The organism is Cryobacterium adonitolivorans (genome assembly GCF_004402695.1).
Taxonomy (GTDB): domain Bacteria; phylum Actinomycetota; class Actinomycetes; order Actinomycetales; family Microbacteriaceae; genus Cryobacterium; species Cryobacterium adonitolivorans.
The window spans coordinates 108,413-134,531 of sequence record NZ_SOFL01000012.1; the positions used below are offsets into that span (position 1 = coordinate 108,413).

At 68.1% G+C, this 26,119-nt stretch carries 25 protein-coding genes; 12 read left to right on the forward strand and 13 right to left on the reverse strand.

Annotated features, from left to right (window positions below; translation table 11 throughout):
• Positions 1–119: 119 nt before the first annotated feature.
• The gene (locus E3O42_RS04690) at positions 120–1,430 is read left to right on the forward strand and encodes a DUF4032 domain-containing protein (RefSeq protein ID WP_134452755.1); all 1,311 of its coding nucleotides are present in this window, start codon (positions 120–122) and stop codon (positions 1,428–1,430) included.
• Between the two features lie 357 nt (positions 1,431–1,787).
• On the opposite strand, the gene rlmB is transcribed toward E3O42_RS04690, so the two are convergent.
• The 4 genes from rlmB to E3O42_RS04710 form a co-directional block, all read right to left on the reverse strand.
• Positions 1,788–2,870, reverse strand: a complete 1,083-nt coding sequence (gene rlmB, locus E3O42_RS04695; RefSeq protein ID WP_134452756.1) for a 23S rRNA (guanosine(2251)-2'-O)-methyltransferase RlmB — start codon at positions 2,868–2,870, stop codon at positions 1,788–1,790.
• Positions 2,870–4,285: a cysteine--tRNA ligase gene (gene cysS, locus E3O42_RS04700; RefSeq protein WP_134452757.1), complete on the reverse strand. Its 1,416-nt coding sequence runs from the start codon at positions 4,283–4,285 to the stop codon at positions 2,870–2,872. The genes rlmB and cysS overlap by 1 nt, the downstream gene beginning before the upstream one ends.
• A 9-nt stretch (positions 4,286–4,294) precedes the next feature.
• Positions 4,295–5,536 carry a 2-C-methyl-D-erythritol 4-phosphate cytidylyltransferase gene (ispD, locus tag E3O42_RS04705; protein ID WP_134452758.1) on the reverse strand — a complete coding sequence of 414 codons (1,242 nt, stop codon included), beginning with the start codon at positions 5,534–5,536 and terminating at the stop codon, positions 4,295–4,297.
• A 118-nt stretch (positions 5,537–5,654) separates the two neighbouring features.
• On the reverse strand, positions 5,655–6,137 hold the full coding sequence (locus E3O42_RS04710) for a CarD family transcriptional regulator (RefSeq protein ID WP_088457054.1): 483 nt from the start codon (positions 6,135–6,137) through the stop codon (positions 5,655–5,657).
• Between the two features lie 192 nt (positions 6,138–6,329).
• On the opposite strand from E3O42_RS04710, the gene E3O42_RS17915 reads away from it, so the two are divergent.
• Positions 6,330–6,872 (forward strand): hypothetical protein, encoded by a 543-nt coding sequence (locus E3O42_RS17915; protein ID WP_166787893.1) that lies wholly within the window; start codon positions 6,330–6,332, stop codon positions 6,870–6,872.
• A 75-nt stretch (positions 6,873–6,947) separates the two neighbouring features.
• Here E3O42_RS17915 and E3O42_RS04720 read toward each other — a convergent pair whose 3' ends face one another.
• Complete coding sequence (locus E3O42_RS04720) at positions 6,948–7,628, reverse strand: response regulator transcription factor (RefSeq protein WP_134452760.1); 681 nt, start codon at positions 7,626–7,628, stop codon at positions 6,948–6,950.
• Positions 7,625–8,779 (reverse strand): sensor histidine kinase, encoded by a 1,155-nt coding sequence (locus E3O42_RS04725; RefSeq protein WP_134452761.1) that lies wholly within the window; start codon positions 8,777–8,779, stop codon positions 7,625–7,627. Before E3O42_RS04725 ends, E3O42_RS04720 begins: the two co-directional genes overlap by 4 nt.
• A gap of 183 nt (positions 8,780–8,962) precedes the next feature.
• Here E3O42_RS04725 and phoU point away from each other — a divergent pair, with 183 nt between their 5' ends.
• The gene (gene phoU, locus E3O42_RS04730) at positions 8,963–9,625 is read left to right on the forward strand and encodes a phosphate signaling complex protein PhoU (RefSeq protein WP_134452762.1); all 663 of its coding nucleotides are present in this window, start codon (positions 8,963–8,965) and stop codon (positions 9,623–9,625) included.
• A 120-nt stretch (positions 9,626–9,745) separates the two neighbouring features.
• Here phoU and E3O42_RS04735 read toward each other — a convergent pair whose 3' ends face one another.
• Both E3O42_RS04735 and ygfZ read right to left on the reverse strand, forming a co-directional pair.
• Complete coding sequence (locus tag E3O42_RS04735; RefSeq protein ID WP_134452763.1) at positions 9,746–10,495, reverse strand: phosphoglyceromutase; 750 nt, start codon at positions 10,493–10,495, stop codon at positions 9,746–9,748.
• Between the two features lie 76 nt (positions 10,496–10,571).
• Positions 10,572–11,756, reverse strand: coding sequence for a CAF17-like 4Fe-4S cluster assembly/insertion protein YgfZ (gene ygfZ / locus E3O42_RS04740; RefSeq protein WP_134452764.1), 1,185 nt, complete (start codon positions 11,754–11,756; stop codon positions 10,572–10,574).
• Between the two features lie 157 nt (positions 11,757–11,913).
• Here ygfZ and E3O42_RS04745 point away from each other — a divergent pair, with 157 nt between their 5' ends.
• Entirely contained in the window at positions 11,914–12,576 is a 663-nt protein-coding gene (locus tag E3O42_RS04745) for a Pr6Pr family membrane protein (protein ID WP_134452765.1), read from the forward strand.
• Here E3O42_RS04745 and E3O42_RS04750 read toward each other — a convergent pair.
• Positions 12,560–13,198: a nitrobindin family protein gene (locus E3O42_RS04750; protein ID WP_134452766.1), complete on the reverse strand. Its 639-nt coding sequence runs from the start codon at positions 13,196–13,198 to the stop codon at positions 12,560–12,562. The genes E3O42_RS04745 and E3O42_RS04750 overlap by 17 nt on opposite strands.
• A 171-nt stretch (positions 13,199–13,369) precedes the next feature.
• On the reverse strand, positions 13,370–13,606 hold the full coding sequence (locus tag E3O42_RS04755) for a hypothetical protein (protein ID WP_134452767.1): 237 nt from the start codon (positions 13,604–13,606) through the stop codon (positions 13,370–13,372).
• A gap of 100 nt (positions 13,607–13,706) precedes the next feature.
• Here E3O42_RS04755 and E3O42_RS04760 point away from each other — a divergent pair, with 100 nt between their 5' ends.
• The 8 genes from E3O42_RS04760 (at position 13,707) to pstB (ending at position 23,095) form a co-directional block, all read left to right on the forward strand.
• Positions 13,707–14,399 (forward strand): winged helix-turn-helix transcriptional regulator, encoded by a 693-nt coding sequence (locus E3O42_RS04760; protein WP_134452768.1) that lies wholly within the window; start codon positions 13,707–13,709, stop codon positions 14,397–14,399.
• On the forward strand, positions 14,374–15,294 hold the full coding sequence (gene mshD, locus E3O42_RS04765; protein ID WP_420897863.1) for a mycothiol synthase: 921 nt from the start codon (positions 14,374–14,376) through the stop codon (positions 15,292–15,294). The genes E3O42_RS04760 and mshD overlap by 26 nt, the downstream gene beginning before the upstream one ends.
• A 56-nt stretch (positions 15,295–15,350) precedes the next feature.
• Positions 15,351–17,525, forward strand: a complete 2,175-nt coding sequence (locus tag E3O42_RS04770; protein WP_134452772.1) for an RNA degradosome polyphosphate kinase — start codon at positions 15,351–15,353, stop codon at positions 17,523–17,525.
• Positions 17,522–18,463, forward strand: a complete 942-nt coding sequence (locus E3O42_RS04775; protein ID WP_134452774.1) for an NUDIX hydrolase — start codon at positions 17,522–17,524, stop codon at positions 18,461–18,463. Before E3O42_RS04770 ends, E3O42_RS04775 begins: the two co-directional genes overlap by 4 nt.
• Before the next feature lie 526 nt (positions 18,464–18,989).
• Complete coding sequence (gene pstS, locus E3O42_RS04780) at positions 18,990–20,084, forward strand: phosphate ABC transporter substrate-binding protein PstS (RefSeq protein ID WP_134452776.1); 1,095 nt, start codon at positions 18,990–18,992, stop codon at positions 20,082–20,084.
• Between the two features lie 152 nt (positions 20,085–20,236).
• Positions 20,237–21,181, forward strand: a complete 945-nt coding sequence (gene pstC, locus E3O42_RS04785; RefSeq protein ID WP_134452778.1) for a phosphate ABC transporter permease subunit PstC — start codon at positions 20,237–20,239, stop codon at positions 21,179–21,181.
• The gene (gene pstA, locus E3O42_RS04790) at positions 21,181–22,269 is read left to right on the forward strand and encodes a phosphate ABC transporter permease PstA (RefSeq protein WP_134452780.1); all 1,089 of its coding nucleotides are present in this window, start codon (positions 21,181–21,183) and stop codon (positions 22,267–22,269) included. Before pstC ends, pstA begins: the two co-directional genes overlap by 1 nt.
• Positions 22,270–22,315: 46 nt before the next feature.
• Positions 22,316–23,095 (forward strand): phosphate ABC transporter ATP-binding protein PstB, encoded by a 780-nt coding sequence (gene pstB, locus E3O42_RS04795; protein WP_134452782.1) that lies wholly within the window; start codon positions 22,316–22,318, stop codon positions 23,093–23,095.
• Between the two features lie 109 nt (positions 23,096–23,204).
• Here the strand turns inward: pstB and E3O42_RS04800 are convergent, their stop codons facing one another.
• The 3 genes from E3O42_RS04800 to E3O42_RS04810 form a co-directional block, all read right to left on the reverse strand.
• Entirely contained in the window at positions 23,205–24,095 is an 891-nt protein-coding gene (locus E3O42_RS04800; RefSeq protein ID WP_134452784.1) for an aminodeoxychorismate lyase, read from the reverse strand.
• Between the two features lie 387 nt (positions 24,096–24,482).
• Positions 24,483–25,445: an anti-sigma factor gene (locus E3O42_RS04805; RefSeq protein ID WP_134452786.1), complete on the reverse strand. Its 963-nt coding sequence runs from the start codon at positions 25,443–25,445 to the stop codon at positions 24,483–24,485.
• The gene (locus E3O42_RS04810) at positions 25,442–26,023 is read right to left on the reverse strand and encodes a sigma-70 family RNA polymerase sigma factor (RefSeq protein WP_241984643.1); all 582 of its coding nucleotides are present in this window, start codon (positions 26,021–26,023) and stop codon (positions 25,442–25,444) included. Before E3O42_RS04810 ends, E3O42_RS04805 begins: the two co-directional genes overlap by 4 nt.
• Positions 26,024–26,119 lie beyond the last annotated feature (96 nt).

Sequence of the window (26,119 nt, forward strand, 5' to 3'; positions counted from 1 at the left end):
CGGTCGAGTTTGTCATATCGGCGGCCGGTTTCCCACCGGCGCCGTTTCCGCGCCTTCGAGCCGATTCCGGCCGGGGCGGCTTGCGGCCCTGACGGGCCTTTTCGATAGTTAGGCTCCTCATGAGCGGTTCTCTCAACATCACCTCCGCCACGGCCGATCCGGCCCTGCTCGACCTTCCCTGGAACGTTCCGCTGGACGCCTGGCCGAACGAGAACATCGCCTCGCTGCCCAAGGGCCTCTCGCGGCACCTTGTGCGCTTCGCCCACCTCAGTGGCCGGGTCGTCGCCATCAAGGAGACCACCAGCGAGATGGCCAAGCGCGAGTACGAGATGCTCCGCACCCTGCAGAGCCTGGAGATCCCCTGCGTCGAACCGCTCGCGGTGATCACGAACCGCACCGACGAAGACGGTGACCCGCTCAACTCGGTGCTCGTGACCCGGCACCTCAAGTTCTCGCTGCCCTACCGGGCGCTGTACTCCCAGGCCCTGCGCCCCGACACCGCCACCCGCCTGGTTGACGCCCTCGCCCTCCTGCTGGTGCGGGTGCACATGGTGGGCCTGTTCTGGGGCGACGTGTCGCTGTCGAATACGCTTTTCCGTCGCGATGCCGGCGCTTTCGCCGCGTACCTCGTCGACGCCGAGACCGGTCAGCTCTACCCCGGCGGCCTGTCGAATGGGCAGCGCGAGAACGACCTGGAAATCGCCCGGGTGAACATCGCCGGCGAACTGATGGACCTCGAGGCCGGCGGCCGCGTGGCCGACGAGCTCGACCCGGTCAACGTGAGCAACGGCATCGTTGCCGCGTACCGGCTGCTGTGGAAGGAGCTCACCGGTTCCGAGTCCTTCGCGAGCAGCGAGCGCTGGCGCATCACCGAGCGCGTCGAACGCCTCAACCACCTCGGCTTCGACATCGAGGAACTCGCGATCAAGACCGATGAGTTCGGCACGACGGTGCGCATCCAGCCCAAGGTCGTCGACGCCGGCCACCACCAGCGCCGGCTGCTGCGCCTCACCGGCCTCGACGCCGAGGAGAACCAGGCCCGCCGCCTGCTCAACGACCTCGACTCCTACGGCGTCGCCTACGGCAACCCCGACGCCGACGAGGAGATGATGGCGCACGAGTGGCTGGTGCGGGTCTTCGAGCCCGTCGTGCGCGCCATCCCCCGCGAGCTCAAGGGCAAGCTCGAGCCCGCGGAGGTGTTCCACCAGCTGCTCGACCACCGCTGGTACATGGCGCAGAACGCGAACAGGGATATCCCGCTGGCCGAGGCCGTCACCTCATACGTGCAGGATGTGCTGCGTCACCGCCGCGACGAGGCCACCGTGATCGACCCGGCCACCACGCCGATCGACGTGCAGGAACCCGACGACGAAGACATCGACGCTGACGAGGTCGGCGCCGACGCCGACGATTGGCGCCTGAACGTCTAACCACGCTTGCTCGCAGCCCGCCTGAGTTGCGCCAAAATGCCCCTTCAGCCCGTCCGAAGGGGCATTTTGAGCGCTCAGACGACACTTCGGGCCCGTTACGGAGCCCGCGACGGGCACCAAGTGCCCTCTCGCGGGAACAACCCTCGCGAGGTGACACTTGGGGCCCGCCATGCCGCCCGTCAGGGGCCTCAAGTGTCCTCTCGCGGGCGCAGGGTGGACGCGTGGGCGGGATGCGTCGAGGTGGCGCGCGCGAGGCGGGCGGTCGGGAGGGCATGGTGCAGGGGTGACTCAACGAGAAACGGCGCAGATCCTCCCGGAGGGGAGGATCTGCGCCGTAGCGCGGGCGCTGCTGGGCGGTTAGGCCTTCGCGGCGGCCTTGGCCGCGAGGGCGTCGGCGCGTAGCTTGGAGATCTCGTACAGGGTGACGCCGGCGGCGATTCCGGCGTTCAGCGACTCGGTGTTCGCGTTGATCGGGATCGACACGATGGCGTCGCAGGTTTCGGTGACGAGGCGGGACAGGCCCTTGCCCTCGCTGCCGACGACCACGACGATGGGACGCTCGGCAAAGCCGAGGCCCAGCTCGGGCAGCACGGTGTCGCCGCCGCCGTCCAGGCCGATCACGAGCATGCCGCGCTCCTTGAGCGCCTTGAGCGTCTGGGTGAGGTTGCTCGCCATGGCCACGGGCAGCCGAGCGGCCGCTCCTGCCGAGGTCTTCCAGGCCGACGCCGTGACACCGACGGAACGGCGCTGCGGCACGATGATGCCGTGGCCGCCGAACGCGGCGGTGGAGCGGATGATCGCACCGAGGTTGCGCGGGTCGGTGATGCCGTCCAGCGCCACGAACAACGGCTTGTGGCCGCGGCTGATGGTGAGGTCGAGCAGCTCGATCGGGTGCGCGTACTCGTACGCGGGCACCTTGAGGGCGAGGCCCTGGTGCACCGCGTCCTTGCCGGCGAGCCGGTCGATCTCGGGGCGCATGACCTCGAGCACCGGGATGTTGCGGGTCGTGGCGAGTTTAAGCACTTCCTTGACCCGGTCATCCATTTCGATGCGCGTGGCCACGTACAGAGCAGACGCCGGGATCTTGGCGCGCAGCGCCTCGAGCACCGAGTTGCGGCCGGTGACGACCTCGAACTCGGCATCCGACTTCGCCTTGCGGGTGGACGAACCGCCGCCGCCGGTGTTGCCGGTGCCGGTGTTGCGGCCGGCGCGCGGGGCGCCGGAGCCGCCAGGGGCGCGGCTGCGCCCGCCGCCGGCCGCGGTGAAGCGGTCCTTGGCAGCCTTGGCCTTGCCCGCGGGGTGGTACGGACGGTCTTCGGCCTTAGGGGTGGGCTTCTTGCCCTCGAGGGCCTGACGGCCCTGGCCGCCGGAACCGACCTGCGGTCCCCTGCTGCCCTTGCGCACCGCGCCGGTGCGCGACTTGCGATCTGTGTTCTTCATCAGTCAAAACTCCAATGTGCACCCGATGGGGTGTCTTCGATGGTAATGCCGGCGGCGACGAGCTCGTCCCGGATACGGTCTGCGGCCGCGTAGTCGCGGCTCTGCCTGGCGGTCTCCCGGTCGTCGAGCAGGCGCTCGACGAGGGCGGTGAGGGCCACCATGGCGGGTTCATCGGTCGCGACGGCCCAGCCGGGCGACAGTGGGTTGATGCCGAGGACCTCGCTCATCGCGAGCACCTGGCCGCGCGCGGCCGCGGCCGCGTGCAGGTCTTCGGCGTCGAGGGCCGCGTTGCCGGCGCGCACGGTGTCGTGCAGCACGCCGAGCGCCTGCGGTACCGCGAGGTCGTCGTCCATGGCGGTGGCGAAGTCATCCGGCACGATCTCGACGCCGGACCCGGCGAAGCGGGTGTCGGCCAGGCGCCGGTCGGCACGGTCGAGGAAACTCTCGATGCGTTCGAGGGCGGCCTCGGCCTCGGCCAGCGAACCCCCGTGGAAGTCGAGGGTGGACCGGTAGTGCGCGGCGCCCAGGTAGTAGCGAACCACAATGGCGCGGGCCTGGTCGAGCAGCTCCGCCGCGTACACGGAGTTGCCGAGCGACTTGGACATCTTCTGACCCTCGGTGTTGACCAGGCCGTTGTGCACCCAGAAGTTCGCAAAGGCGTCACCGGCGGCGGTGGACTGGGCCAGCTCGTTCTCGTGGTGCGGGAAGCGCAGGTCGAGGCCTCCGCCGTGGATATCGAAGTGCGGGCCGAGGTAGCGGGCGGCCATGGCGGAGCATTCGATGTGCCAGCCGGGCCGGCCGGAACCCCATGGGGAGGCCCAGGCCGACGTGGCCGGTTCGTCGGCCTTGTGGCCCTTCCACAGGGCGAAGTCGCGGGCGTCGCGTTTGCCGCGCGGGTCGGCGTCGGTGGCCGCCTCCATGTTGTCGGGGTTCTGACGGGTGAGCTCACCGTAGGCCGGCCAGCTGCGGGTGTCGAAGTAGACGTCGCCGGAGTCGTCGGCGGCCGGGTAGGCGTGACCGTTGCCGACGAGACGGCCGATGATGTCCTGCATCTCCTGCACGCTCGCGGTGGCGCGGGGTTCGTAGGTCGGCGCGAGGATGCCCAACCGCTGGTAGCCGGCGGTGAACTCGAGCTCGAAACGGTACGCGAGCGCCCACCACTGTTCGGTGGTGCCCTTCGCGTTCAGCAAGATCTTGTCGTCGATGTCGGTGACATTGCGGATAAAGGTGACGTCGTTTCCGCGGTAGCTGAGCCAGCGGCGCAGCTGGTCGTAGACCAGGGCGCTGCGCAGGTGGCCGATGTGCGGCGACGACTGCACCGTGGGTCCGCAGACGTAGATTCCCACCTTGCCTGGAACGATCGGCAGGAAATCGCGAAGGGCCTGGGCCTTCGAGTCGTATAGTCGCATGCTCACTGGTTCAGTTTAGGCGAGAGCCGGTCGGATGCCCGGGTGGACCTGTTCCGGTATGAGGAGTGCGGTGGCCAGCGCGGCGATGCCCTCACCGCGCCCGGTGAAGCCCAGCGCGTCGGTCGTGGTGGCCGACACCGACACCGGGGCGTGCAGGATGGCGGCGAGCAGTTCCTGTGCCTCGACCCGGCGCGGGGCGAGCTTGGGGCGGTTGCCGATGATCTGCACGGTGACGTTGCCGACCCGATAGCCGGCCTCGGTGACCAGGCGCAGGGTTTCGGTGAGGAACACCTCGCCGTGCGCGTCGGTGAGGCGGGGGTCAGCGGTGCCGAAGACCTGGCCGATGTCGCCCAGGGCTGCTGCGGCGAGCAGCGCGTCGCAGATGGCGTGCACGGCGGCGTCGCCGTCGCTGTGCCCGGACAGACCCCGCTCCCCCGGCCAGTGCAGGCCGGCCAGCCATAGCTCGCTGGTGTCGTCGAAGGCGTGCACGTCCAGGCCGGTGCCCACCCGCGAGTCGGCGGATACCGGTGCGCCCGCGGCGTCGCCGAGCAGGAGTTCGGCGCGGCGCAGGTCCCAGGCCGTGGTGACCTTGAACGCCAGCGGGTCGCCGGGGATGACGGTGACGGCGTTGCCGGCCGCGGCGACCAGCGCCGCGTCGTCGGTGAGATCCTGCGCATCCGTGGCCGGCAGGCCGGCGGCCCAGGCGAAGGCGGCGTCGAGCATGGTGCGGGGAAAGCCCTGCGGGGTCTGCACGGCGGAGAGTTGTGACCTGTCGACCGTGCCCATGATGGTGGCTGCCGCGTCGACGTTCTTGATGGTGTCGACCACGGGCAGGCCGGGCACGATGCCGTGGCCGGTGGCGCGCACGGCGGCCACCACGGCGTCGATCAGAACGGAGGGGGTGAGCGCCCTGGCGGCATCGTGAACGAGCACGACGGTGACTCCGGGGCGCACGTGGGCGAGCCCGCGGGCCACGGACGACTGGCGGGTGTCCCCGCCGGCGACGACGTCGAGGTACCCGGCGGCGGAACCGGCGACACGGGCGGCGATGGCCCTGGCGTCGGTCAGCTGGGCGTCGGGGGCCACCACGATGACCTGGGCCGGTTCGTTCAGGCCGAACACTCCGGTGAGGGCGTGCTCGAGGATGCTGCGGTCACCAAGCGGCACGAACGCCTTGGGCTGGTCCCGGCCGAGCCGGCTGCCGCTGCCGGCGGCGACGACGATGACCGCGACGGCGGCAACCGGAAATTCAGTCATGTCTGGAGGCTATCTGGTGGGGCGTGGTGACGCTGGGCGGAAACGGGCGGGGTGAGGCTGGGCTGGACGTGCGAAAGGCGGCACCGCGGGGCGCCGCCTGTCGTACGAACAGGTAATACTACGAGGCGAGCACCTCGTCGAGCACCGTTGACGCCTGGTCCTCGTCGGTCTTCTCGGCCAGGGCCAGTTCGGAGATGAGGATCTGCCGCGCCTTCGCGAGCATCCGCTTCTCCCCGGCCGACAGGCCGCGGTCCTGATCCCGGCGCCAGAGGTCGCGCACGACCTCGGACACCTTGATGACATCGCCGCTGGCGAGTTTCTCCAGGTTGGCCTTGTACCGGCGTGACCAGTTGGTGGGTTCCTCAGTAAACGGAGCCCGCAGGACTTCGAAGACCCGGTCGAGGCCGTCCTGACCGATCACGTCGCGCACACCGACAAGATCGACGTTCTCAGCCGGCACCTCGATGGTGAGATCCCCCTGAGTGACGTTGAGCTTCAAATACAGTTTTTCTTCACCCTTGATGATGCGAGTTTTCACCTCGGTGATCGTCGCAGCGCCGTGGTGGGGATAAACGACCGTTTCGCCGACTTCAAATAACATGTATTGATATCCCTTCAGCAACGTCTATGATACCACCCCTCCCCGGCACCCTTTTGAGGGGATATTGGCGGCTCATCAGGGCGCGCCCTGTCCGGCACGATTCCGTAAGGTAAACTCGAGCCAAATCTGCAGCGTTCACGCCACTTGGGCTGAACGCTGAACTCTTGTGGAGGTCTTGTGAGAGCGCGAACCATGGCAACCGTCGTAGTGGCGGCCGGCATCCTGTTGGGCACCAGCGGATGCAATCTGTTCGCCCCTCAGGCGACGACCATCCAGTACGACGCCAGCGACGGTGTCAGCGAGGACCTGGGCGACCTGGCGATCCGCAACGCGATGCTGATCACCGAGGACGGTGAGAACGCCAACCTCGTCGTGCACGTGGTGAACAGCGCCGACGAAGACATCGAGCTGCTCGTGCAGTTCGAGGGTGTCGACGAGAAGGTCGACAGGACCGTGACGATCGACGCGAACGCGACCACCGAGATCGGGATCCCCGGTGGGGAGAGTGTCTCCATCGAAAACCTCAACGCTTCGGCGGGTTCGCTGTTCCCGGTGTACTTCCAGTACGGCGACCTCACCGGCATCGAGATTCTCGTTCCCGTACTCGACGGCACCCTCGCGGAGTACTCCACCCTGGTGCCCACCGCGCCTCCGGTTCCCACGGTTACCCCCACGGCGCCTGCCGCCGAGATCCCGGCGCCCGCCGCGACCCCGGAAGCCACCCCGGCCCCATAACCTCGCGAACCGCACCAAAATGCCCCTTGACCAAAGGCCAAGGGGCATTTTCACGTCACTGGGCGAGCGAGCGGGTCAGGCCTCGAAGCGGTAGCCCAGCCCGCGCACGGTGACGAGCATCGTGGGCTCGGACGGGGTCGCCTCGATGCGTGAGCGGATGCGTTTGATGTGCACGTCGAGGGTCTTGGTGTCGCCGAAATAGTCGGTGCCCCAGACGCGGTCGATCAGCTGCCCGCGGGTGAGCACCCGGCCGGCGTTGCGCAGCAGGAACTCGAGCAGCTCGAATTCCTTCAGCGGCATGTTCACCACGGTGCCGGACACCGACACGGTGTGCCGTTCGATGTCCATCCGCACGGTGCCGGCGGCGAGCACCCCGTCATCCTCTTCGGCCGGGTCGGTGTGCCGGCGCGACACGGCACGGATGCGCGCGAGCAGTTCCCGGGTCGAGTACGGCTTGGTGACGTAGTCGTCCGCACCCAGCTCGAGTCCCACGACGATGTCGACCTCGGAGTCCTTGGCGGTGAGCATGATGATCGGCACCGCGGAGCGGGTGCGGATCTCCCGGCACACCTCGGTGCCGGGGATGCCGGGCAACATGAGGTCCAGCAGCACCAGGTCGGCGCCGGCCCGGTCGAATTCGACCAGGGCGCTCGGGCCGTCCTCCGCCACCGTCACCTCGTAGCCCTCCCGTTCGAGCAGGAAGCTCAACGGCTCGCTCAGCGCCTGCTCGTCTTCAACAAGAAGGATTCGGGTCATGGTGTGTCTCCTGTCGCCGCTGGTGCGGGGTGGGTCGCCTCTGGCAGGCGAATGGTGAAGGTCGAACCATGGCCGGGCTGTGACCAGACCCGGATGTCGCCGCCATGGATCTGCACGACGTGCTTGACGATGGCCAGGCCGAGACCGGTGCCGCCGGTGTTGCGGGACCTGGCCTGGTCGACGCGGAAGAACCTTTCGAAGATCCGGTCCAGGTCGCCCTCCGGGATGCCGACGCCCTGGTCGGTGACGGTGATCTGGATCACGCCGTCGGACACGCGCGCTCCCACACCGACCCTGGAGCCCGGCGCCGAGTAGTGCACGGCGTTGGCGACCAGGTTGTGCACGGCCATCACGAGCAGTCTTTCGTCGCCGTGGACCATGGCGCGGGACTTCTTGCCCACCGCGATGGTGATGCGGTCCGCATCCGCCACGACCCGATTCTGGTCGATGCCTGCGGCCACGATGCCGTCGATGTCGAGCAGCTCCGGCTCGCGGAGGGCGTCCTGGGCCTGCAGCCTGGAGAGTTCGATGATCTCCTGAGTGAGCCGGGCCAGCCGTTCGGCCTCCGTGGTGAGACGGTCTGCGAAACGCCGCACCTGCACGGGCTCGTCGGCCGCGTGGCCGAGTGCCTCGGCGAGCAGCCCGACGGCGGCGATCGGTGTTTTCAGTTCGTGGCTGATGTTGGCGACGAAGTCACGGCGCACTTCGTCGAGCCTGAACGCCTCTGTGCGGTCCTCGGCCAGCAGCAGCACGTAACGGGAGCCCAGCCTGGCCAGCCGCACCCGCAGGTGCATGCTCGCGTCGCCGAACGGGCCGCGGGAGAGCACCAGCTCCTCCGAGACGGCCTCACCGGTGCGGCGTACACCGCGGGCCAGGTCCAGCAGCTCGAGATGTGCGAGCTGCTGGTTCACCACCAGGCCCATGCTCAGCGCCCCCGGCGAGGACTTGATGACGTTGTTCGACGGGTCCAGGACCACTCCGGCGCTCTCGAGGGCGTCGAGCACCTGGTCGATGCCGTCCGGGACCGCCGGATTGACCACGTCGGCGGCCCGTTTGCCGTGCCGCTCCGCGACATACAGCAGGGTCACGAACCCGGCACCGACGGTGAGGCCCAGTGCCAGAGACAGCAACACAAGCCAGGTCGATTCCATTTGACCAGATTAGTGACTCTGGCACGGTTCAATCGCGACGGCAAGGGTGGACACACGCTACTTTGGTTATTATTCAGTCGCACGGCACCTGCCGTTAACCCGCGTTCGTCAGTATTGGTCGGGGGCCAGGCGGGTCCCATGCGTTCGCGCGCTTTGGCGCGACCAGGAAGGACCACAGACAACATGCGTGAAGTATTTCAGCAAGAGCTCGCCGAGGTGCAGGACCGCCTCGCCGAGATCGCGCGCCTCGTGGCCATCTCCATCGAGAAGGCCACCGAGGCTTTCAACAAGTCCGATGTGGCGCTGGCCGAAGAGGTCATTGCCGACGACGACAAGATCGACGAGCTCACCGTGCAACTCGATGAGCTGGCCATCACCATCCTCGCCCGTCAGCAGCCGGTAGCCCGTGACCTGCGCATCGTCGTGAGCGCGTTGCGGATCAGCGCCTCCCTCGAGCGGATGGGCGACATGTCAACGCACATCTCACAGCTGGCCAGGTACCGGTTCCCCGACAAGGTGATCCCCAAGAGCCTGCGCCCGACATTCGCCGAGATGGGCGCTCTCGACGTGAAGATCGCGAAAATGCTCGCCGAGCTGCTCACCACCGAAGACATGCAGCTGGCCGAGGCCATCCGCAACGAAGACGACAAGGTGGACGCACTGCACCTGAGCGTGTTCGACGCCGTGCTCGGCGAAACCTGGAAGGGCCAGGCCGCCGACACCGTCGACGCCACCCTCGCCAGCCGGTACCACGAGCGGTTCGCCGACCACGCGGTGTCGATCGCCAAGAAGGTGCAGTACCTGGGCACCGGCGACTGGCACCAGCACGCGCCGGTCGAGGCGTAGATCTCGACAAGCTCGATCAGCGAACGACACGCTCGATCAACGAACGACACGCCCGATCAACGAACAGAAAGGCCCCCGTCACGTGACGGGGGCCTTTCTGGTGGAACCTGAAGCGGTGGGTTACTTCTTGCCCTGGGCCGCGACGGCGGCGGCGCCGGCAGCGGCGGCAGCGGGGTCGAGGTACTCGCCGGCACCGATCGGCTTGAGGTCTTCGTCGAGGCGGTAGACCAGCGGGATACCGGTGGGGATGTTCAGGTCGGCGATGTCGGCGTCGGAGACACCGTCGAGGTGCTTGACCAGGGCGCGCAGCGAGTTGCCGTGCGCGGTGACGAGCACGGTCTTGCCGGTGCGGAGGTCGGCGGCGATGTCGGACTCCCAGTACGGCAGCATCCGCGCGATGACGTCCTTGAGGCTTTCGGTGCGGGGCAGGTCGTCACCGAGGTCCGCGTAGCGGGCGTCGTTGGCCTGGGACCACTCGGAGGAGTCGTCGAGCAGGGGCGGCGGCACGTCGAACGAACGACGCCAGGTCTGGAACTGCTCGGGACCGTAGGTGGCGAGGGTCTCGGCCTTGTCCAGGCCCTGCAGCGCGCCGTAGTGGCGCTCGTTGAGGCGCCACGAACGCTTGACGTCGATCCAGAGGCGGTCGGCCTCTTCGAGGGCGATGTTCGCGGTCTGGATCGCGCGGGTGAGCACGGAGGTGTGCAGGATGTCCGGCAGCAGGCCGGACTCGGCCAGCAGCTCGCCGGCGCGCAGCGCCTCGGCCCGGCCCTGGTCGCTCAGACGCACATCCACCCAACCGGTGAAGAGGTTTTGCTGGTTCCAGGTGCTGTTGCCGTGGCGGAGGAGGATGAGGGTATAGGGAGCAGACATGCTCCAACTCTAGCGAGGCGCACGCGGGCACGCCGCACCCGTGGGCGTGACGAAAGTCCCGCCGGATGCCCCGCGTTCAGCCGCGGGGAACCCGCACGCCCAGCCGCGGCAACCGCGGGATCTCCGCGACGGACCCGGCCGACTCCGGCACGATGACCTCCTGGCTGGCGGTGATCGAGATGCCTTGGGAGAGCACGTGCAGGGTCACCGTGCCCGGCACCGTGCGCTTGACCACGGCGAGCGCGATCGGTCCGAGCTCGTAGTGGATGGCGCTGGAGGTGATGCTGCCCACGGTGCGGCGCTCGGGTTCCTCGTTGGCGACGAACCGGTCACCCTGCACCTCGTCGCCGTGCACAGGCAGCACCGAGTCGGAGCCGTCCAGATGCAGCAGCACCAGCCGGCGCGGCGGGTGGCCGAGGTTATGTACCTTCGCGACGGTCTCCTGACCGCGATAGCACCCTTTGTTCAGGTGCACGGCGGTGCGCAACCAGTCCAGTTCGTGCGGGATGGTGCGCTCGTCGGCGTCCAGGGCACCGCGGGGGCGCCAGGCGGCGATTCGCAGCGCCTCCAGGGCCAGGAGCCCCGAGGCCTGGACGGCGCCGGCCGCGACGGCGTCACGCAGTGCGGGCAACGCCGCCCTCGGGATCAAAACCTCATTCCAGTGCCAGGCTGCGCCGGGGTGGGCGGTGTCGGCGGCGTACTGCCAGCCGCCCGGCGCCACCTCTGACCACGGGTCGTGCCAGACCAGCGGTACCCCGTTCGGGCTCGCCGGGGTCAGCGCGAGCGCCGCCGGGTCCGCGGCCATGCTGCCGATGGTGGCGTAAGCGAGGGTATGGTCAACGACCTGCACGCGCAGGGTGAAGCGCATCCGGTCGAGCCAGGCGTGCAAGCCAGGTAGTTCGGCCTCCTCGACGAGCAGCCAGCTTTCAACACCGTCGTCAATCAGCGCTATGGCGTATTCGAGGTGGCCGGCCGGGTCGAGCAGCAGCGTCTCGGTGGACTGGCCGGGGGTGAGGCCGCGTAGTTCCTGGCTGGACATCGAGTTCAGCCACGTGAGCCGGTCGGGACCGGCGATGGAGAGCACCCCGCGGTGCGACAGGTCGACGATGGCCCCTCCGGCCAGCAGTCGGCGTTGTTCGTTGTTCGGGCTGCCGTAGTGCGCGGCAACGCCGGCGTCGATGCCGTCGGCCTGCACGGCACCGTCGAGTTCGAGCAGCGGCGACCCGACGGCGGGAACGATCGGTTCAACGGGGTTGGTCATCGGGCTCTCCTTTATGAAATCCCCTGGCGACTGCCGGCACGCGGCCGACTGGGGCGGTGTCGACAACGGGGAACTCCGGCCCATATGCTAGCCCAACGGCCTGACCAGCACCCCGTATTCCCACCCGGCGGCCGCCCGCCCAGGCAAGGAGTCGCCAATGACCGTCCCCGCCCTCTCAGTCGTGGTGCTTCGCCTGCTCGCCGCGGGGTTCACCCTCGTCGCGGTCACCGCCACGTTCCTGTCCACGGCCGCGCGCACCACGATCAACCCGTTCAACTTCTTCGGATTCTTCACGATCCAGAGCAACCTGCTCGCGGCCGCGGCGCTCCTCCTGACCGCTGTGCTGTGCCTGCTCGGCCGCCCTGTGCCCGGCTGGCTGACGCTGGCGCGGGCGGCGACCACCGGATACATGATCGTCGTGGGCTTGGTCTACAACACCCTCCTCACCGGCCTGGCCGGCGGCGTCGAGCTGCCCTGGGCCAACACGGTGCTGCACGTGGTGTTTCCCCTCTACTGCCTGCTCGACTGGGTGTTGTTCGCCGACCGGGGCCCCCAACCGTGGCGACGGCTCTGGGTGGTGCTGATCTACCCGGTGCTCTGGTGCGCCGTGGTGCTTGTTCGCGGCGCGACGGACGGCTGGGTGCCGTACCCGTTCCTCAACCCGGCCACCGGGTACGGCTCGGTCTTCGGTTACGTGCTGCTGATCGCCGTGACCGTCATTGTCGCCGGAGCGGCGGTGTTCGGCCTCAGCAGGCTCCGGCCGGTCGCGGTCGGGCCCGTCGGGTCGCGTCCTGCGGAGCAGGCTACGCGGCGCGGCTGAGCCGACCGGACGCGTGCGTGCGCAGGTCCTGGCCAAGCGCGGCGATGTCCCACGCCCACAGCAGGTGGCTGTCGACGAGGCCGTACAGCCGGGTCGCGGCCGCGTAGGGCTTCGACCCGCTGGTGCGCAGCACGGCATCCGTTGACAGGTCAATGCGCGGGCCCTTGACCTGGCCGAGGTACAGTTCGGCGACTCCGCCCGGATGCACGAGGGCCACCTCGACGTCGAATCCACCGTCGGCGTTCCGCAGGGTCTCCACGGCCTCCGCGGTCTGGAACGGTGCCGGCCCGGCACCGGGCAGCAGCCCTGGTCCAGGGTCGCCGGGCTGTTGGGGGCGGCTGAGCCGCCAGTAGCCGGTCTCGGTCATCAACGGAACGGGCCGGCCGGGCGGGGCGGCGGGGCCCTCGGCTTCCGGAGCGGCCGGCTCCGGCTCGAGCCAGGTGTATGAGCTGTAGTTCAGGTGCGGCAGGCCGTCATGGCTGAAGCTGATCCGGTGCCCGAACTCGCGGGTGACCTTCTCGCCGTCGACGGTGTAGTCGAGGATCCCCGACCCCTCCCAGACGCCGATCAACCACGACAAAGGAACGAGTTCGGACGGCAGGCCGACCGGAAGTTCGTACACGTTCGGTTACCGCTGGCCCCGGAACAGCTTGAACAGCACGATGCCGGAGACCCAGGCGATCGACAGGCTGGCCAGCGCGAGGAGGCCCAGGAACAGGATTTCGAGTGCGAGCGTTGACATGCCCCAACTCTAGCCGCTGACCGGCCGGAAGCCGCCAGGTGAGCCGAAGAGTTATACGAGGCCGACCAGGGCGAATATCCCTGTAGCAGCACCGAGGACCAGCACGGCGCCGACCAGGCTGAGCGTGACCCGGTGCACGTAGCCCTCCTTCTGCCCGGTGGACAGCTGGGCGGCGAGGGTGAGGATGGTGCAGCCGGCCAGGGCCAGGCTGATCCAAACGAGCCGGCCCGCCGGGGCGACAAGGACGCCGGTCAGTACCGCACATACGACGGCGACCAGCCAAATCATCACTACACTCAAACGCTTCCAGCTCACTGTCCCATTGTGCACGCCAGAGTCCCATTCCGTGTCACGCTAGTATGGGCCGCACGATACTTGGAGGACCTGCGTGGCGCAGCTGTTGATCCTGACCTCGGCCCTGAATGATGACGTTCTTCCAGCCCTGGCGTTGCTGTCCCACAGCACACGATTCATTCCGGCCCAGCCGGACCAGCTCATCACAGCGCCCGATTCCGACCTGATCCTGGTTGACGCCCGGTCCAATCTGATGGCCGCCAAGTCGCTCTGCCAGATTCTGCGCACAACGGGAAGCAGCGTGCCGCTGCTCCTGGTGATCACCGAGGGCGGCCTCACCGCGGTCAGCCCGGACTGGGGCGTGGATGACGTGGTGCTCGACACCGCCGGTCCCGCCGAGGTCGACGCACGCATCCGGCTCGCCGCCGGCCGCACCCCGCACAATTCCCCCTCCCCCACCATCCGCGCCGCCGGTGTCGTCATCGACGAGGCCAGCTACTCCGCCAAGGTGCACGGCAAACCGCTCGACCTTACCTATAAGGAGTTCGAGCTGCTCCGCTTCCTCGCCGCGCATCCCTCTCGGGTGTTCACCCGTGAGCAGCTGCTCAGCGAGGTGTGGGGCTACGACTACTTCGGCGGCACCCGCACCGTCGACGTGCACGTGCGGCGCCTGCGCGCCAAGCTCGGCGACCAGGAATCCCTGATCGGCACCGTGCGCAACGTCGGATACAGGTTCAATGTGTACGAGGAAGATGGCGACCGTGTCCCTCACTCTGTCGGCGCCTGACCTGTCCGACGCCGCCTTCGCGGCGCGCTTCCACGACGTGGCCGACGCCGCGGCGCACACGGACGGCTACCGCCCCTTCAACGAACAGGCCATGCTCGATGCCCGGTCGGGGCGGCGCAGCCCGCAGCTGCTGCTCGAGGGCGAAGACGCTGTCGGCGCCGCGATCTTCGGGGACGGCCAGATTGCCCTCGTCGTGCATCCGCGCTACCGCCGCCGCGGCCACGGCACCGCGGCGCTCCGCCGCCTGTTCGAGGATGAGGGTGGCATGTCCGGCGACCTCACCGCCTGGGCACATGGCGACCTCCCCGGCGCCCGCGCCCTGGCCGACAGGTTCGGCTTCAGCGCCGTGCGCACCCTGCTGCATCTGGACCGGCCGCTCACCGACGCCGACGCTGAGGCCTCCCCGGCGCTTCCCGACGGTGTCGCCATCACCGGCTTCCGGCCGGCCACCGCCGACGAACCCGGCGACAACGCCGACTGGGTGAGCCTGAACGCGCTGGTCTTCGCCACCCATCCCGAGCAGGGCGCCGTCACCGAGTCCGACCTGGCCGTCCGGCAGGCCGAGCCCTGGTTCGACGCCGGCGACCTGCTGCTGGCGCGGGAAACCGGAGCGGAGAACGCACCGGCCGGGCGCATCCTCGGTTACAACTGGATCAAGATCGAACCGGGCTCCACGGTCGGCGAGATCTACGTGCTCGGCGTGCACCCGGATGCCGCCGGCGCCGGCCTCGGCCGCGCCCTCATGGTGGCGGGCCTCAGTCGCCTCCGCCAGCGCGGGTGCACGACGGTGGAACTGTATGTGGAGGCCGAGAGCACCGGGCCCGTTCGCCTGTACCGCGGCCTTGGATTCACCGACCGAACGGTGGATGTGCAGTATCACCGCTGGCCTCGTTAACGTTCCGTTCACCGCGAACGTCGCGCCCGCTCTGCGCCGGGTGTCAAGATGGACAGATGGACGGCGACAACATCCCAGGCACCTCAGGGCTCGAGAGCGAACTCGACGACGATTTCGACCCCCAGATCGGCAAAAACGATCCGGCACTTCCGAGCGAGCGTTACCTCGACCGCGAGCTGAGCTGGCTGGCCTTCAACCAGCGGGTACTCGAACTCGCCGAGGACCCGGCCCTGCCGGTCCTCGAACGGGCGAACTTCCTGGCCATCTTCGCGAGCAACCTTGACGAGTTCTTCATGGTGCGCGTCGCCGGCCTCAAGCGCCGCATCCTCACCGGCCTGGCCGTGCCCACCAACGTCGGACGGGCCCCGCAGGACGTGCTCACCGACATCTCCCAGGCCGCCCACGTGCTGCAGGACCGGCACGCTCACGCGTTCCAGGAACTGGTGCGCCCGGCGCTGGCCGAACACGGTGTGGACATCGTCACCTGGGACAGCCTGAGCGACGTGGACCGCCGTTCGCTGCGCGGCTACTTCTCCAACCAGATCTTCCCGGTACTGATGCCGTTGGCCGTTGACCCCGCGCACCCGTTCCCCTACATCTCCGGCCTGTCGCTGAACCTGGCCGTGCGGCTGCACAGCTCCAAGACCGGCAAGCAGGAGTTCGCGCGCCTCAAGGTGCCCTCCATGCTGCCGCGCTTCGTGCGGGTGGACCGCACCGAGTCCGTCGACAAGGTGCGCTTCATCACCCTCGAGGACCTCATCGCCAATCACCTCGAAGACCTCTTCCCCGGCATGGACATCCTCGAACACCACGTGTTCCGGGTCACCCGCAACGAGGACGTCGTCATCGAGGAAGACGACACCGAGAACCTGATCAAGGCCCTCGAGAAGGAGCTGCTGCGCCGCCGGTTCGGCCCGCCCATCCGCCTCGAGGTCACCGAGGACATGGACGAGGTAACCCTGGGCCTGCTCGTGCGTGAACTCGACGTGACCGAGCAGGAGGTGTACCGGCTGCCCGCTCCCCTGGACCTCGGCGGTCTCTTCGACCTGCGTATCGACCGGCCCGACCTGCACTACGTCAAGCACGTGCCCACCACCGCCGCGCAGCTGCTCACCGGCGAGCCCAACGACGAACCCGACATCTTCCGGGCCATCGGCCGAGGCGACATCCTGCTGCACCACCCGTACGAATCGTTCGCGACCAGCGTTCAGGCCTTCCTCGAGCAGGCCGCCGCAGACCCGAACGTGCTGGCCATCAAGCAAACCCTGTACCGCACCTCCGGCGACAGCCCGATCGTTGAGGCCCTGATCGCCGCCGCGGAATCGGGCAAGCAGGTTCTCGCCTTGGTGGAGATCAAGGCCCGCTTCGACGAGCAGGCCAACATCTCCTGGGCCCGCAAGCTGGAAAAAGCCGGCGTGCACGTGGTCTACGGCCTCGTGGGCCTGAAGACCCACTGCAAGCTCGCCCTCGTGGTGCGCTACGAGAAGGGCGTGCTGCGGCACTACAGCCACATCGGCACCGGCAACTACAACCCCAAGACCAGCCGCATCTACGAAGACATGGGGCTGCTCACCGCGGATGACCAGGTCGGCAAGGACCTGACCCGGCTGTTCAACGAACTCTCCGGCTACGCCATCGAGAAGAAGTTCAAGCGTCTGCTCGTGGCTCCCCTGCACCTGCGCAAGGCCCTGCTCAAGCGCATCGCCGATGAAACCGAGAACGCGCTGGCCGGCAAGCCCGCCGGCATCCGCATCAAGGTGAACTCGATGGTGGACGAGGACATCATCGACGCGCTCTACCGGGCCAGCCAGGCCGGTGTGCCCGTTGACGTGTGGGTGCGCGGTATCTGCAGCCTCAAGCCCGGCGTTCTCGGCATGAGCGAGAACATCCGGGTGCGTTCGATCCTGGGCCGCTACCTCGAGCACTCGCGGATCTTCTGCTTCCACACCCTGGGCGAGACCCAGGTGTTCATCGGCAGCGCCGACATGATGCACCGCAACCTCGACCGCCGGGTGGAGGCGCTGGTGCGCCTGGTCGACCCGCGGCACCTGGCCGAGGTCGACGCCCTGTTCACCCGGGCCATGGACGAGCGCACCACGTCGTGGTGGCTCGACGAAAACGGCGAGTGGACCCGCCACCACCAGGACGCCGACGGCAAGCCGCTGGACGACATGCAGAACAGGTTGATGCAGCAGATCGGCCAGCGCAAGCGACCGGTAAGCCGCCGATGAGCGGCCCCGGCGCCGTATACGCGGCCGGGGCCGTCTGCTGGCGCCTCATCGACGGCCGGATGCACGTGTTGCTGATCCACCGCACCGTGCACGGCGACATCACCATCCCCAAGGGCAAGGTCGACCCCGGCGAGACGCTGCCGGTCACGGCCGTGCGGGAGATCGAGGAAGAGACCGGGCTGGCCATCGCGCTGGGCGTGCCACTGGGCGTGTCCGAGTACCCGATGCCCAACGGCAAGGCCAAGATCGTGCATTACTGGGCCGCCGAGGTGCTGCCAGAGCACATCCTGCGCTCCACCTTCGTGCCCAACGGCGAGGTCGCCGCCCTGGAATGGGTGACCATCAAGAAGGCCAGGACCTACCTCAGTTACGCCCCGGACGTGGAGATCATCGACGCGTTCGCCCGCCTGGTGACCCAGGGCATCACGAGTACCTTCGCGATCATCGCGCTGCGCCACGCCAAGGCCACCCCGCCGCACGACTGGTCGGGCCCGGACGCCACCCGCCCGCTCAACGAGCGCGGAGTGACCCAGGCCGCCGCCCTGGTCGGGACGGTGAGCGCCTGGGCGCCGCAGCGCATCTTCACCAGCAGCGCCACCCGCTGCGTCACCACCGTGGCGCCGCTCTCTGCTGCGACCGGGGTGCCGTTCAAGCGCACCGACCTGATCAGCCAGGACGCCTGGGAGCAGGGCACCTCCGATGTGCGCCACAACGTGGGCAAACGCGTCCGGGCCCGCAAGACCGCCGTGCTCTGCAGTCACGGACCGGTGCTGCCCGACATCCTGCGGGAGATCGCCCTGGCCACGGGCTCCCCGGTGACCCAGCAGCTCGGCAACGCCGCGGCGCTGGCGCCCAGCGGGTTCTCGGTCGTGCACCTCTCCACCGACAACCCGAGCGCGGGCATCCTGGCCATCGAAAGCCACCCGCCGACCCTCTAGTACGCACACCCCGTCCTCCCTGCGCTGGCTGGTGGCATAACTCCTGCAATTTCTCAGAACGCGGGCAGCGGATGCCGGAAACACGCTGGCGGGACCCGCGGTCGCAGAATTCTGCAGGAGTTGTGCACCTCGCCGCCCGGCCGGGCGCCCACCTGCCGGGTTCGCACGGACCTTGCGCGGCCGGACGGCACGTTCAGCGCTCGGCATCGGTTCTCGGCGCTGGCCGGAGCATAACTCCTGCAATTTCTCCGAACGCGTGCAGCGAATGACGGAAACACGCGGGAGGGAACCCCCGGTTGAGGCATTCTGCAGGAGTTGTGCTCACCGCCCCGCGTCTAGCGCCGCCTCACCGCCACGGCCGCCGACGCGAGCCCGACTAGACGGATGTCGTTTACCTCCCGTTCACCAATGGGGGGGAGTGTCGTTAACCACAGGGATTAGCGTCTACCGAGGGCCAGCACCGGCCTGAAGTTCGCAGGATTCTCCTGTGATCGCATTCCCTGTATTCGACCTGAAAAGGATCCTTGTGAATCTCAAGCGTTATGGCCGACCCGCGGTCATTGCAATTGCCGCAGCAATCGTTCTCTCATCCTGCGCCTCGAACGAAGCCGGCAGCACGGCCACCGACGACGCCGCCGCGAGCACCCTCTCCGGTACCATCAACGCCGCGGGCGCCTCCTCGCAGGGCTCAGCCCAGGAAGCGTGGATCTCCGCCTTCCAGACGGCCAACCCGGACGTCACCATCAACTACGACCCGTCGGGCTCCGGCGCAGGTCGCGAGACCTTCATCGCCGGCGGCACCGATTTCGCCGGTTCCGACTCCTACCTGAACGACGAGGAGCTGGCAGGCACGTTCGCCGCCTGCGCCCCCGACAGCACGGCCGTTGACCTGCCGGTCTACATCTCCCCGATCGCCGTCATCTTCAACGTTGAGGGCGTCACCGACCTCAACCTGGATGCCGACACGCTCGCGAAGATCTTCACCGGCGCCATCACCACCTGGAACGACCCGGCCATCGTCGCGCTGAACGCCGACGCCGACCTGCCCGCCACCGCGATCACCGCCGTGCACCGTTCGGACGACTCCGGCACCACCAAGAACTTCGCCGACTACCTCTTCCAGGCCGCACCCGACGTGTGGACCGAGAAGCCGGCCGACCCGTTCCCGTACCAGACCGGTGAGGGCGCCCAGGGCACCTCCGGTGTCGTCGACGCCGTCACCAACGGCACCGGCACCATCGGCTACGCCGACGCCTCGCGCGCCGGTGACCTCGGTGTCGCCAAGATCCAGGTCGGCGACGAGTTCGTCGAGTACACGGCCGAGGCCGCCGCAGCAGTCGTCGACGGTTCGCCGCTCGTCGAAGGCCGCGCCGACAACGACCTGGCCATCAAGCTGGACCGCCTCACCACCGACGCGTCGCACTACCCGCTCGTTCTGGTGAGCTACGCACTGGTCTGCACCGAGTACGCGGACGCCGAACAGGGCGCCCTGGTCAAGGAGTACGTCAGCTACATGGCCAGCGAAGACGGCCAGGTTGAGGCTGCGGCATCCGCCGGCGCGGCCCCGCTGTCGACCGACCTGCAGGCCAAGGTCGCCGCGGTCCTCGAGACCATCAAGTAACTCAAAACCGCTGAGCTTCCGGCTTCAGTAACACTGCCCGGCAGGGCGCCCGCGTTGCACGCGGTCGCCCTGTCGGGCACACTGAGGCTTGGGGTCCGGCGCAAGATCCATCCTTACCGGAAACACCTCACCCCTTCAGGGAGACGCTCGGAATGACGACCGCAGTTGACCGTATTGCGATCAAGGCCAAGGAACGACCGGGCGACCGCATATTCTCCACCGCAACGGTGGTGGCCGGTAGCCTGATCCTTGCCGTACTGGCCGCCGTGGCACTGTTCCTCTTCGTGCAGAGCATCCCCGCCTTCGTGGCGCCCGCCGACGCGTTCAAGGGCGACTTCAGCAACTTCTGGTCCTACGTGGCGCCGCTAGCCTTCGGCACGGCCTGGTCGGCGTTCCTGGCCCTCCTGATGGCCGTTCCCATCGCCATCGCCGTGGCCCTCTTCATCTCGCACTACGCGCCGCGCAAACTCGCGCAAGGCCTGGGCTACCTGGTCGACCTGCTCGCAGCCGTGCCGTCGGTGGTCTTCGGCCTCTGGGGCATCGGGGTGCTCGCCCCGATGGTGCAGCCGTTCTACGCCAGCCTCGTCGAGTGGTTCGGCTGGTTCCCGCTGTTCGCCGGCCCCGTCTCCGGCACCGGCCGCACCATCCTCACCGTGGCCATCGTGCTCGCCGTGATGGTGCTGCCGATCATCACCGCCATCTGCCGGGAGATCTTTCTGCAGACCCCGGTGCTCTACGAGGAGGCATCGCTGGCCCTCGGCGCCACCCGCTGGGAAATGATCACCATGGCCGTGCTGCCGTTCGGCCGCGCCGGCATCATCTCCGCCTCGATGCTGGGCCTGGGCCGCGCGCTCGGCGAGACCATGGCCGTGGCAATGGTGCTCTCCCCCAACCCCGAAGTGATCTTCCAGCTGCTCACCTCGCAAAACTCGAACACCATCGCCGCGAACATCGCGCTGAACTTCCCCGAGGCACACGGTGTCGGGGTCAACATCCTGCTCGCCACCGGCCTCGTGCTCTTCGTCATCACGCTGATCGTCAACATGATCGCCCGCGTGATCATCAACCGCCGCAAGGCCTTCTCTGGAGCGAATTGATGAGCACCGTGACCATCTCCTCTCCCGTCACCAACTCCCTCACCGCCGGCAAACTGCCCAAGAACGCCCCTTTGATGGTGCTCGCCGCCAGCTGGCTGGTCGTGGGCGCGTTCTTCACGGTGATCTTCCTTTCCGGCGCCTCGGAGAGCTTCAACTGGGCCGGCACGCTGTTCTTCGGCACCGTGCTCTACTGCATCGCCCTGTACCTGTTCTCCTACTTTGTCGAGGGCATCCGCCGGGCCAAGGACCGCCTGGTCACCGCCCTGGTCGCCATCGCGTTCGTGGTGGCGATGATTCCGCTGATCTCTCTGGTCGGCACGACGATCGTCAACGGCCTGCCCGCGTTCCTCACCCCCACCTTCTTCACCGAGTCCCAGCGCAACGTCGTCGGCGCCGGCGGCGGGGCCCTGCACGCCATCATCGGCACACTGTTCGTCACCGGGCTGGCCACCCTCATCTCGGTCCCGATCGGGCTGCTCACGGCGATCTACCTCACCGAGTACGGCCGCGGCCGGCTCGCTCGCGGCATCACCTTCTTTGTCGACGTGATGACCGGCATCCCCTCGATCGTGGCCGGCCTGTTCGCCTACGCCCTGTTCTCGCTGCTGTTCAACGACCCGGGCATCCGCTTCGGCTTCGGCGGGTCCGTGGCCCTGTCGGTGCTGATGATCCCGGTCGTGGTGCGCTCCAGCGAGGAAATGCTCAAGCTGGTGCCCAACGAACTGCGTGAGGCCGCCTACGCGCTCGGCGTGCCCAAGTGGCTGACCATCGTGAAGGTGGTGCTGCCGACCTCGCTGGCCGGCATCGTGACGGGTGTGATGATCTCGATCTCCCGCGTGATCGGCGAGACCGCGCCGCTGCTGATCGTCGCCGGCTTCACCTCCAGCATGAACTACGACCTGTTCAGCGAGCGGATGATGACCCTGCCGGTGTTCGTGTACAACCAGTACGCCAGCCAGGGCGCCGACTCGCAGGCCTACATCGACCGGGCCTGGGCCGGGGCGCTCACCCTGATCGTGATCGTTATGCTGCTCAACCTCGTCGCCCGGCTCGTCGCCCGCACCTTCTCCCCCAAACTCGGCCGCTGACCCCGCCGCCGCCCAGACTCCAGCTTTAATAGATTCGAAGGAACACATGTCCAAGCGCATTGAAGTCAACGACCTCGACGTCTACTACAGCAAATTCCTCGCCGTCGAGGGCGTGTCGCTGACCATTGAACCGCGCACGGTGACCGCGCTGATCGGCCCCAGCGGCTGCGGCAAGTCCACCTTCCTGCGCACCCTCAACCGCATGCACGAGGTCATCCCCGGCGCCCGCGTCGACGGTGAAGTGCTCATCGATGGCAACAACCTCTACGGACCCGGCGTCGACCCGGTCCTCGTGCGCCGCCAGGTGGGCATGGTGTTCCAGCGGCCCAACCCGTTCCCGACAATGTCGATCGGCGACAACGTGCTCGCCGGCGTCAAGCTGAACAACCGCCGGCTGCCCAAGAGCGACGCCGACGAGCTCACCGAGCGGTCGCTGCGCGGCGCGAACCTCTGGAACGAGGTGAAGGACCGTCTGGACAAGCCCGGCTCGAGCCTCTCCGGTGGACAGCAGCAGCGTCTCTGCATCGCCCGCGCCATCGCCGTGCAGCCCGACGTGATCCTGATGGACGAGCCCTGCTCCGCCCTCGACCCAATCTCCACGCTGGCTATCGAGGACCTCATCGAGGAGATGAAGACCGACTACACGATCGTCATCGTCACGCACAACATGCAACAGGCCTCCCGGGTCTCCGACCGCACCGCGTTCTTCAACATCGCGGGCACCGGCAAGCCGGGCAAGCTCATCGAATACGACGACACCACCACGATGTTCTCCAACCCCACCGTGCAGGCCACCGAGGACTACGTCTCCGGCCGCTTCGGCTAACCCCGCACTCCCCCGCACAAAGAACGCCCGGCAGCCCACAAGGTCTGCCGGGCGTTTGTGTGCGTACGTCTTCGCCGCTCCCAGGTCGTTGCTAGGCGCTCACGCGAAGCTATGCGCCGATACGGGCCAACAGGGACGCGTTCAGGGCCCGGGTTAGCTCGGTGTCGTGCGGGTACTCCACGCCGTCCAGGGCGGTCACGGCCACCGCGAGACGCACGCTGGAGACCAGCCACGCCGCATCCGCCGCCCGCAGTTCGTCGACCGTGACGTCGCGATACTCAACACTCTCCCCGTGCGCGGTGAGGTACTCGAACACGCTCTGCTGGGTGGTGCCGTGCAGGATGGCGCCGCTCGGCGCCGGCGTCACGTAGCGGCCGTCGAGGCGCAGGATCACGCTCGAGGTGGGGCCCTCCATGACGTAGCCGTCGTGGGTGAGGAAGATGGTGTCGTCGGCACCGCGGCGCTTGGCCTCGCGCAGGGCGGCCATGTTGATGGCATAGCTGAGGGTCTTGGCGCCCATCAGCAGCCAGGGTGCCTGCTCGGCGACGCCGCGCGGGTAGCCGCGGTCGAGGGTGATCACCCTGATGCCGTTCTCGCGCACCGCGGCGAAGTCGGCCGCCCGGGTGGCGTGCAGCCAGGCGGTGGGTGCGGGTCCGTGCTCGACGCCGCGGCTGAGCACGAACTTGAGTGCCAGCTCGCCCTCCCCGGGGATCCGGGCCACCGCGTACGCGATCGCAGCGCGCCACTGGGCGGGATTGGGCACCGGAAGGTCGCAGATCTGGGCGGAGTTGATGAGCCGGCTGATGTGCGGCTCGACCTCCTGAGGGTGCCCGTTGACCACGCTGAGGGTCTCGAAGATGCCGTCACCGCGCTGGGTGCTCAGCTCGGCGACCCGCAGCGCCGGCGCGCCGGAGTCGATCTCGTGGAACGTGTCGACGAAGTCGGTGCGGCTGGAGTCGGCCGGCTCCGGGTCGATGAGCAGCGTGAAGGGCAGGGTCATGTCTCGAGCCTACCCACCCGCGCCCGGCGCGCGGCCGTCGCGTGTTCCGGGTGCGGCGGATGCGGCATCCGAGTTGACAGTTCGGGCCGGTTGAAACAGCCAGAGGCGGCCCCAAACGTCACCTCGCCGCCTGGCACGCGCACCAGAGGGCAGGTGGGGCCCGTCAAGGCGGGCCACACGGGCCTCAAGTGGCCACTCGCTCACTGGGGCCGGGGTGCGCGGGTGAGTGGGCAGTTGGGTCCCATAGCTGGCACCAGAAGGGACCTCAGGTGTCACCTCGCCGACCGCTACGCAGGCGAGAAGGCAGGTGGGGCCCATCAAGGCGGGCCACACGGGCCTCAAGTGGCCAGTCGGGATGCGGGCCACGTGCTGCGCGACCGCGGGCGGCTAGCTTTGGATGGCCACGATCGGGTCGGTGGTGGGCTGCTCGGAGCCGCCCGCGGGTTCCACGGTGACGCCGACGGCATCGCCGGCGGACATGGTGCCGTCGAGCACCCGCCAGGCGGTGCCGGAGCCGTCGGAGTCGAAGGTGCCGGCCGAGACGGGCCCGGAGGAGCCGATGTACCAGAGCTGGTAGTCCTGGTCGTCGCCGAGGGCGGGCAGGTCGTCGACGATAATCGCGGACAGCCCGAGCTCACCGGACCAGACGAGGGTGGCGTCCTGGCCCTCGAGGGTCTGGGTTGACGCGCGCTGGCTGTCGGGGGCCGCATTGATCTCGGCGAGGCTGGCCGCCTGCACCTGCGCGAAGTCCTGGCTGGGATCGCCGTAGAGCGCCTGGCCGGCGAAGGTGCCGCCGACGAAGAGCGCGGCCGCGGCCGCGGCCGCGACGAGGTACCCGGCGGGTCGCTGGAACCACCGGCGCTGGGCTCGCTCGGCGGCGGATCCCTGGTTGCCCGCGGAACCCTTCTCACCGGCTGAGCCCTGGCCAGCTGCTGAGCCTTTGTCGTCAGAGGACGCCGGAGCGGCCTCGGCGACGCGCGAGGAGGCGGACCCGAACGGGGTGGCCGCGGGCGGCGCATCCGTCGGAGCAGCGGAGCCGGCGGGTTTCACCGAGTCGGCCGCGGTCGTGAGCGGGGCAAGCTGCGGGGTCGTGGCCAGCTGTGCCATCAGGCTTGCCTTCAGGCCGCTGGAGGGCTGCACGGGGGCCACCGACAGGCTGAGGGCCACGGCGGTGTCGCTGAGTTCGGCGGCCTCGACGCGGGCCTCCTCCGACCAGGTGAGGTACCGCTCGTATTCGGCGGCCTCGTCGGCGCTGAGCGCGTGCAGGGCGTACGCGCCGGCCAGGTCGGCCGGGTTGTCGGTGGAACCGTTGCCGGCCAGGTCGTTGTCGGGCTTGTCGGTGCCGCTCATGAGCCCACCCCCAGTTCATCTCGCAGACGAATTAACCCGTCACGAAGCCGAGTCTTCACGGTGCCGAGCGGGATGTGAAGGTGGTCGGCGACCTCACGGTGACTGTATCCGCTGAAGTACGACAGGCTCACGGCCTGTCGCTGCAGTTCGGTCAGTCTGGACATCGCCTTCGCAACCCTCTCATGCTCGATTTTCACCTCGACGGTTTCGGCGACGTGGTCATACGGCACCGCGAGGTCGCGGATGCCGATTTTGGTGTCCCGGTCGCGGCCGGCCTGCGACGACCGAATCCGGTCGATCGCACGTCGGTGCGCCATGGTCATGATCCAGGTCGAGGCCCCGCCACGCTGTGACTCGTACCGCGACGCCGTCTGCCAGATCTCCAGGAAAATCTCCTGGGTCACTTCCTCCGACTGTGCGTGATCGATCAGCACGCGCTTGACAAGGCCAAGCACCCGCGGAGCAATCTGGTCGTAAAGCTCACCGAAAGCCGATTGGTCTCCTTCGGCTACCCGAGCGAGCAGCTCTTCTTTCGAAGGCGCTGTCGACGAGGCGTCGAAGTTGAACTCAGCAGTCATGAGATCCAGCATGTCAGGTTCAGTCCCCTTCCATGATGAGGGTTCGGTACCGAGTCCCCGATGGATTGGTCTCGTGCGGAAAATGTTGTCGGCCCG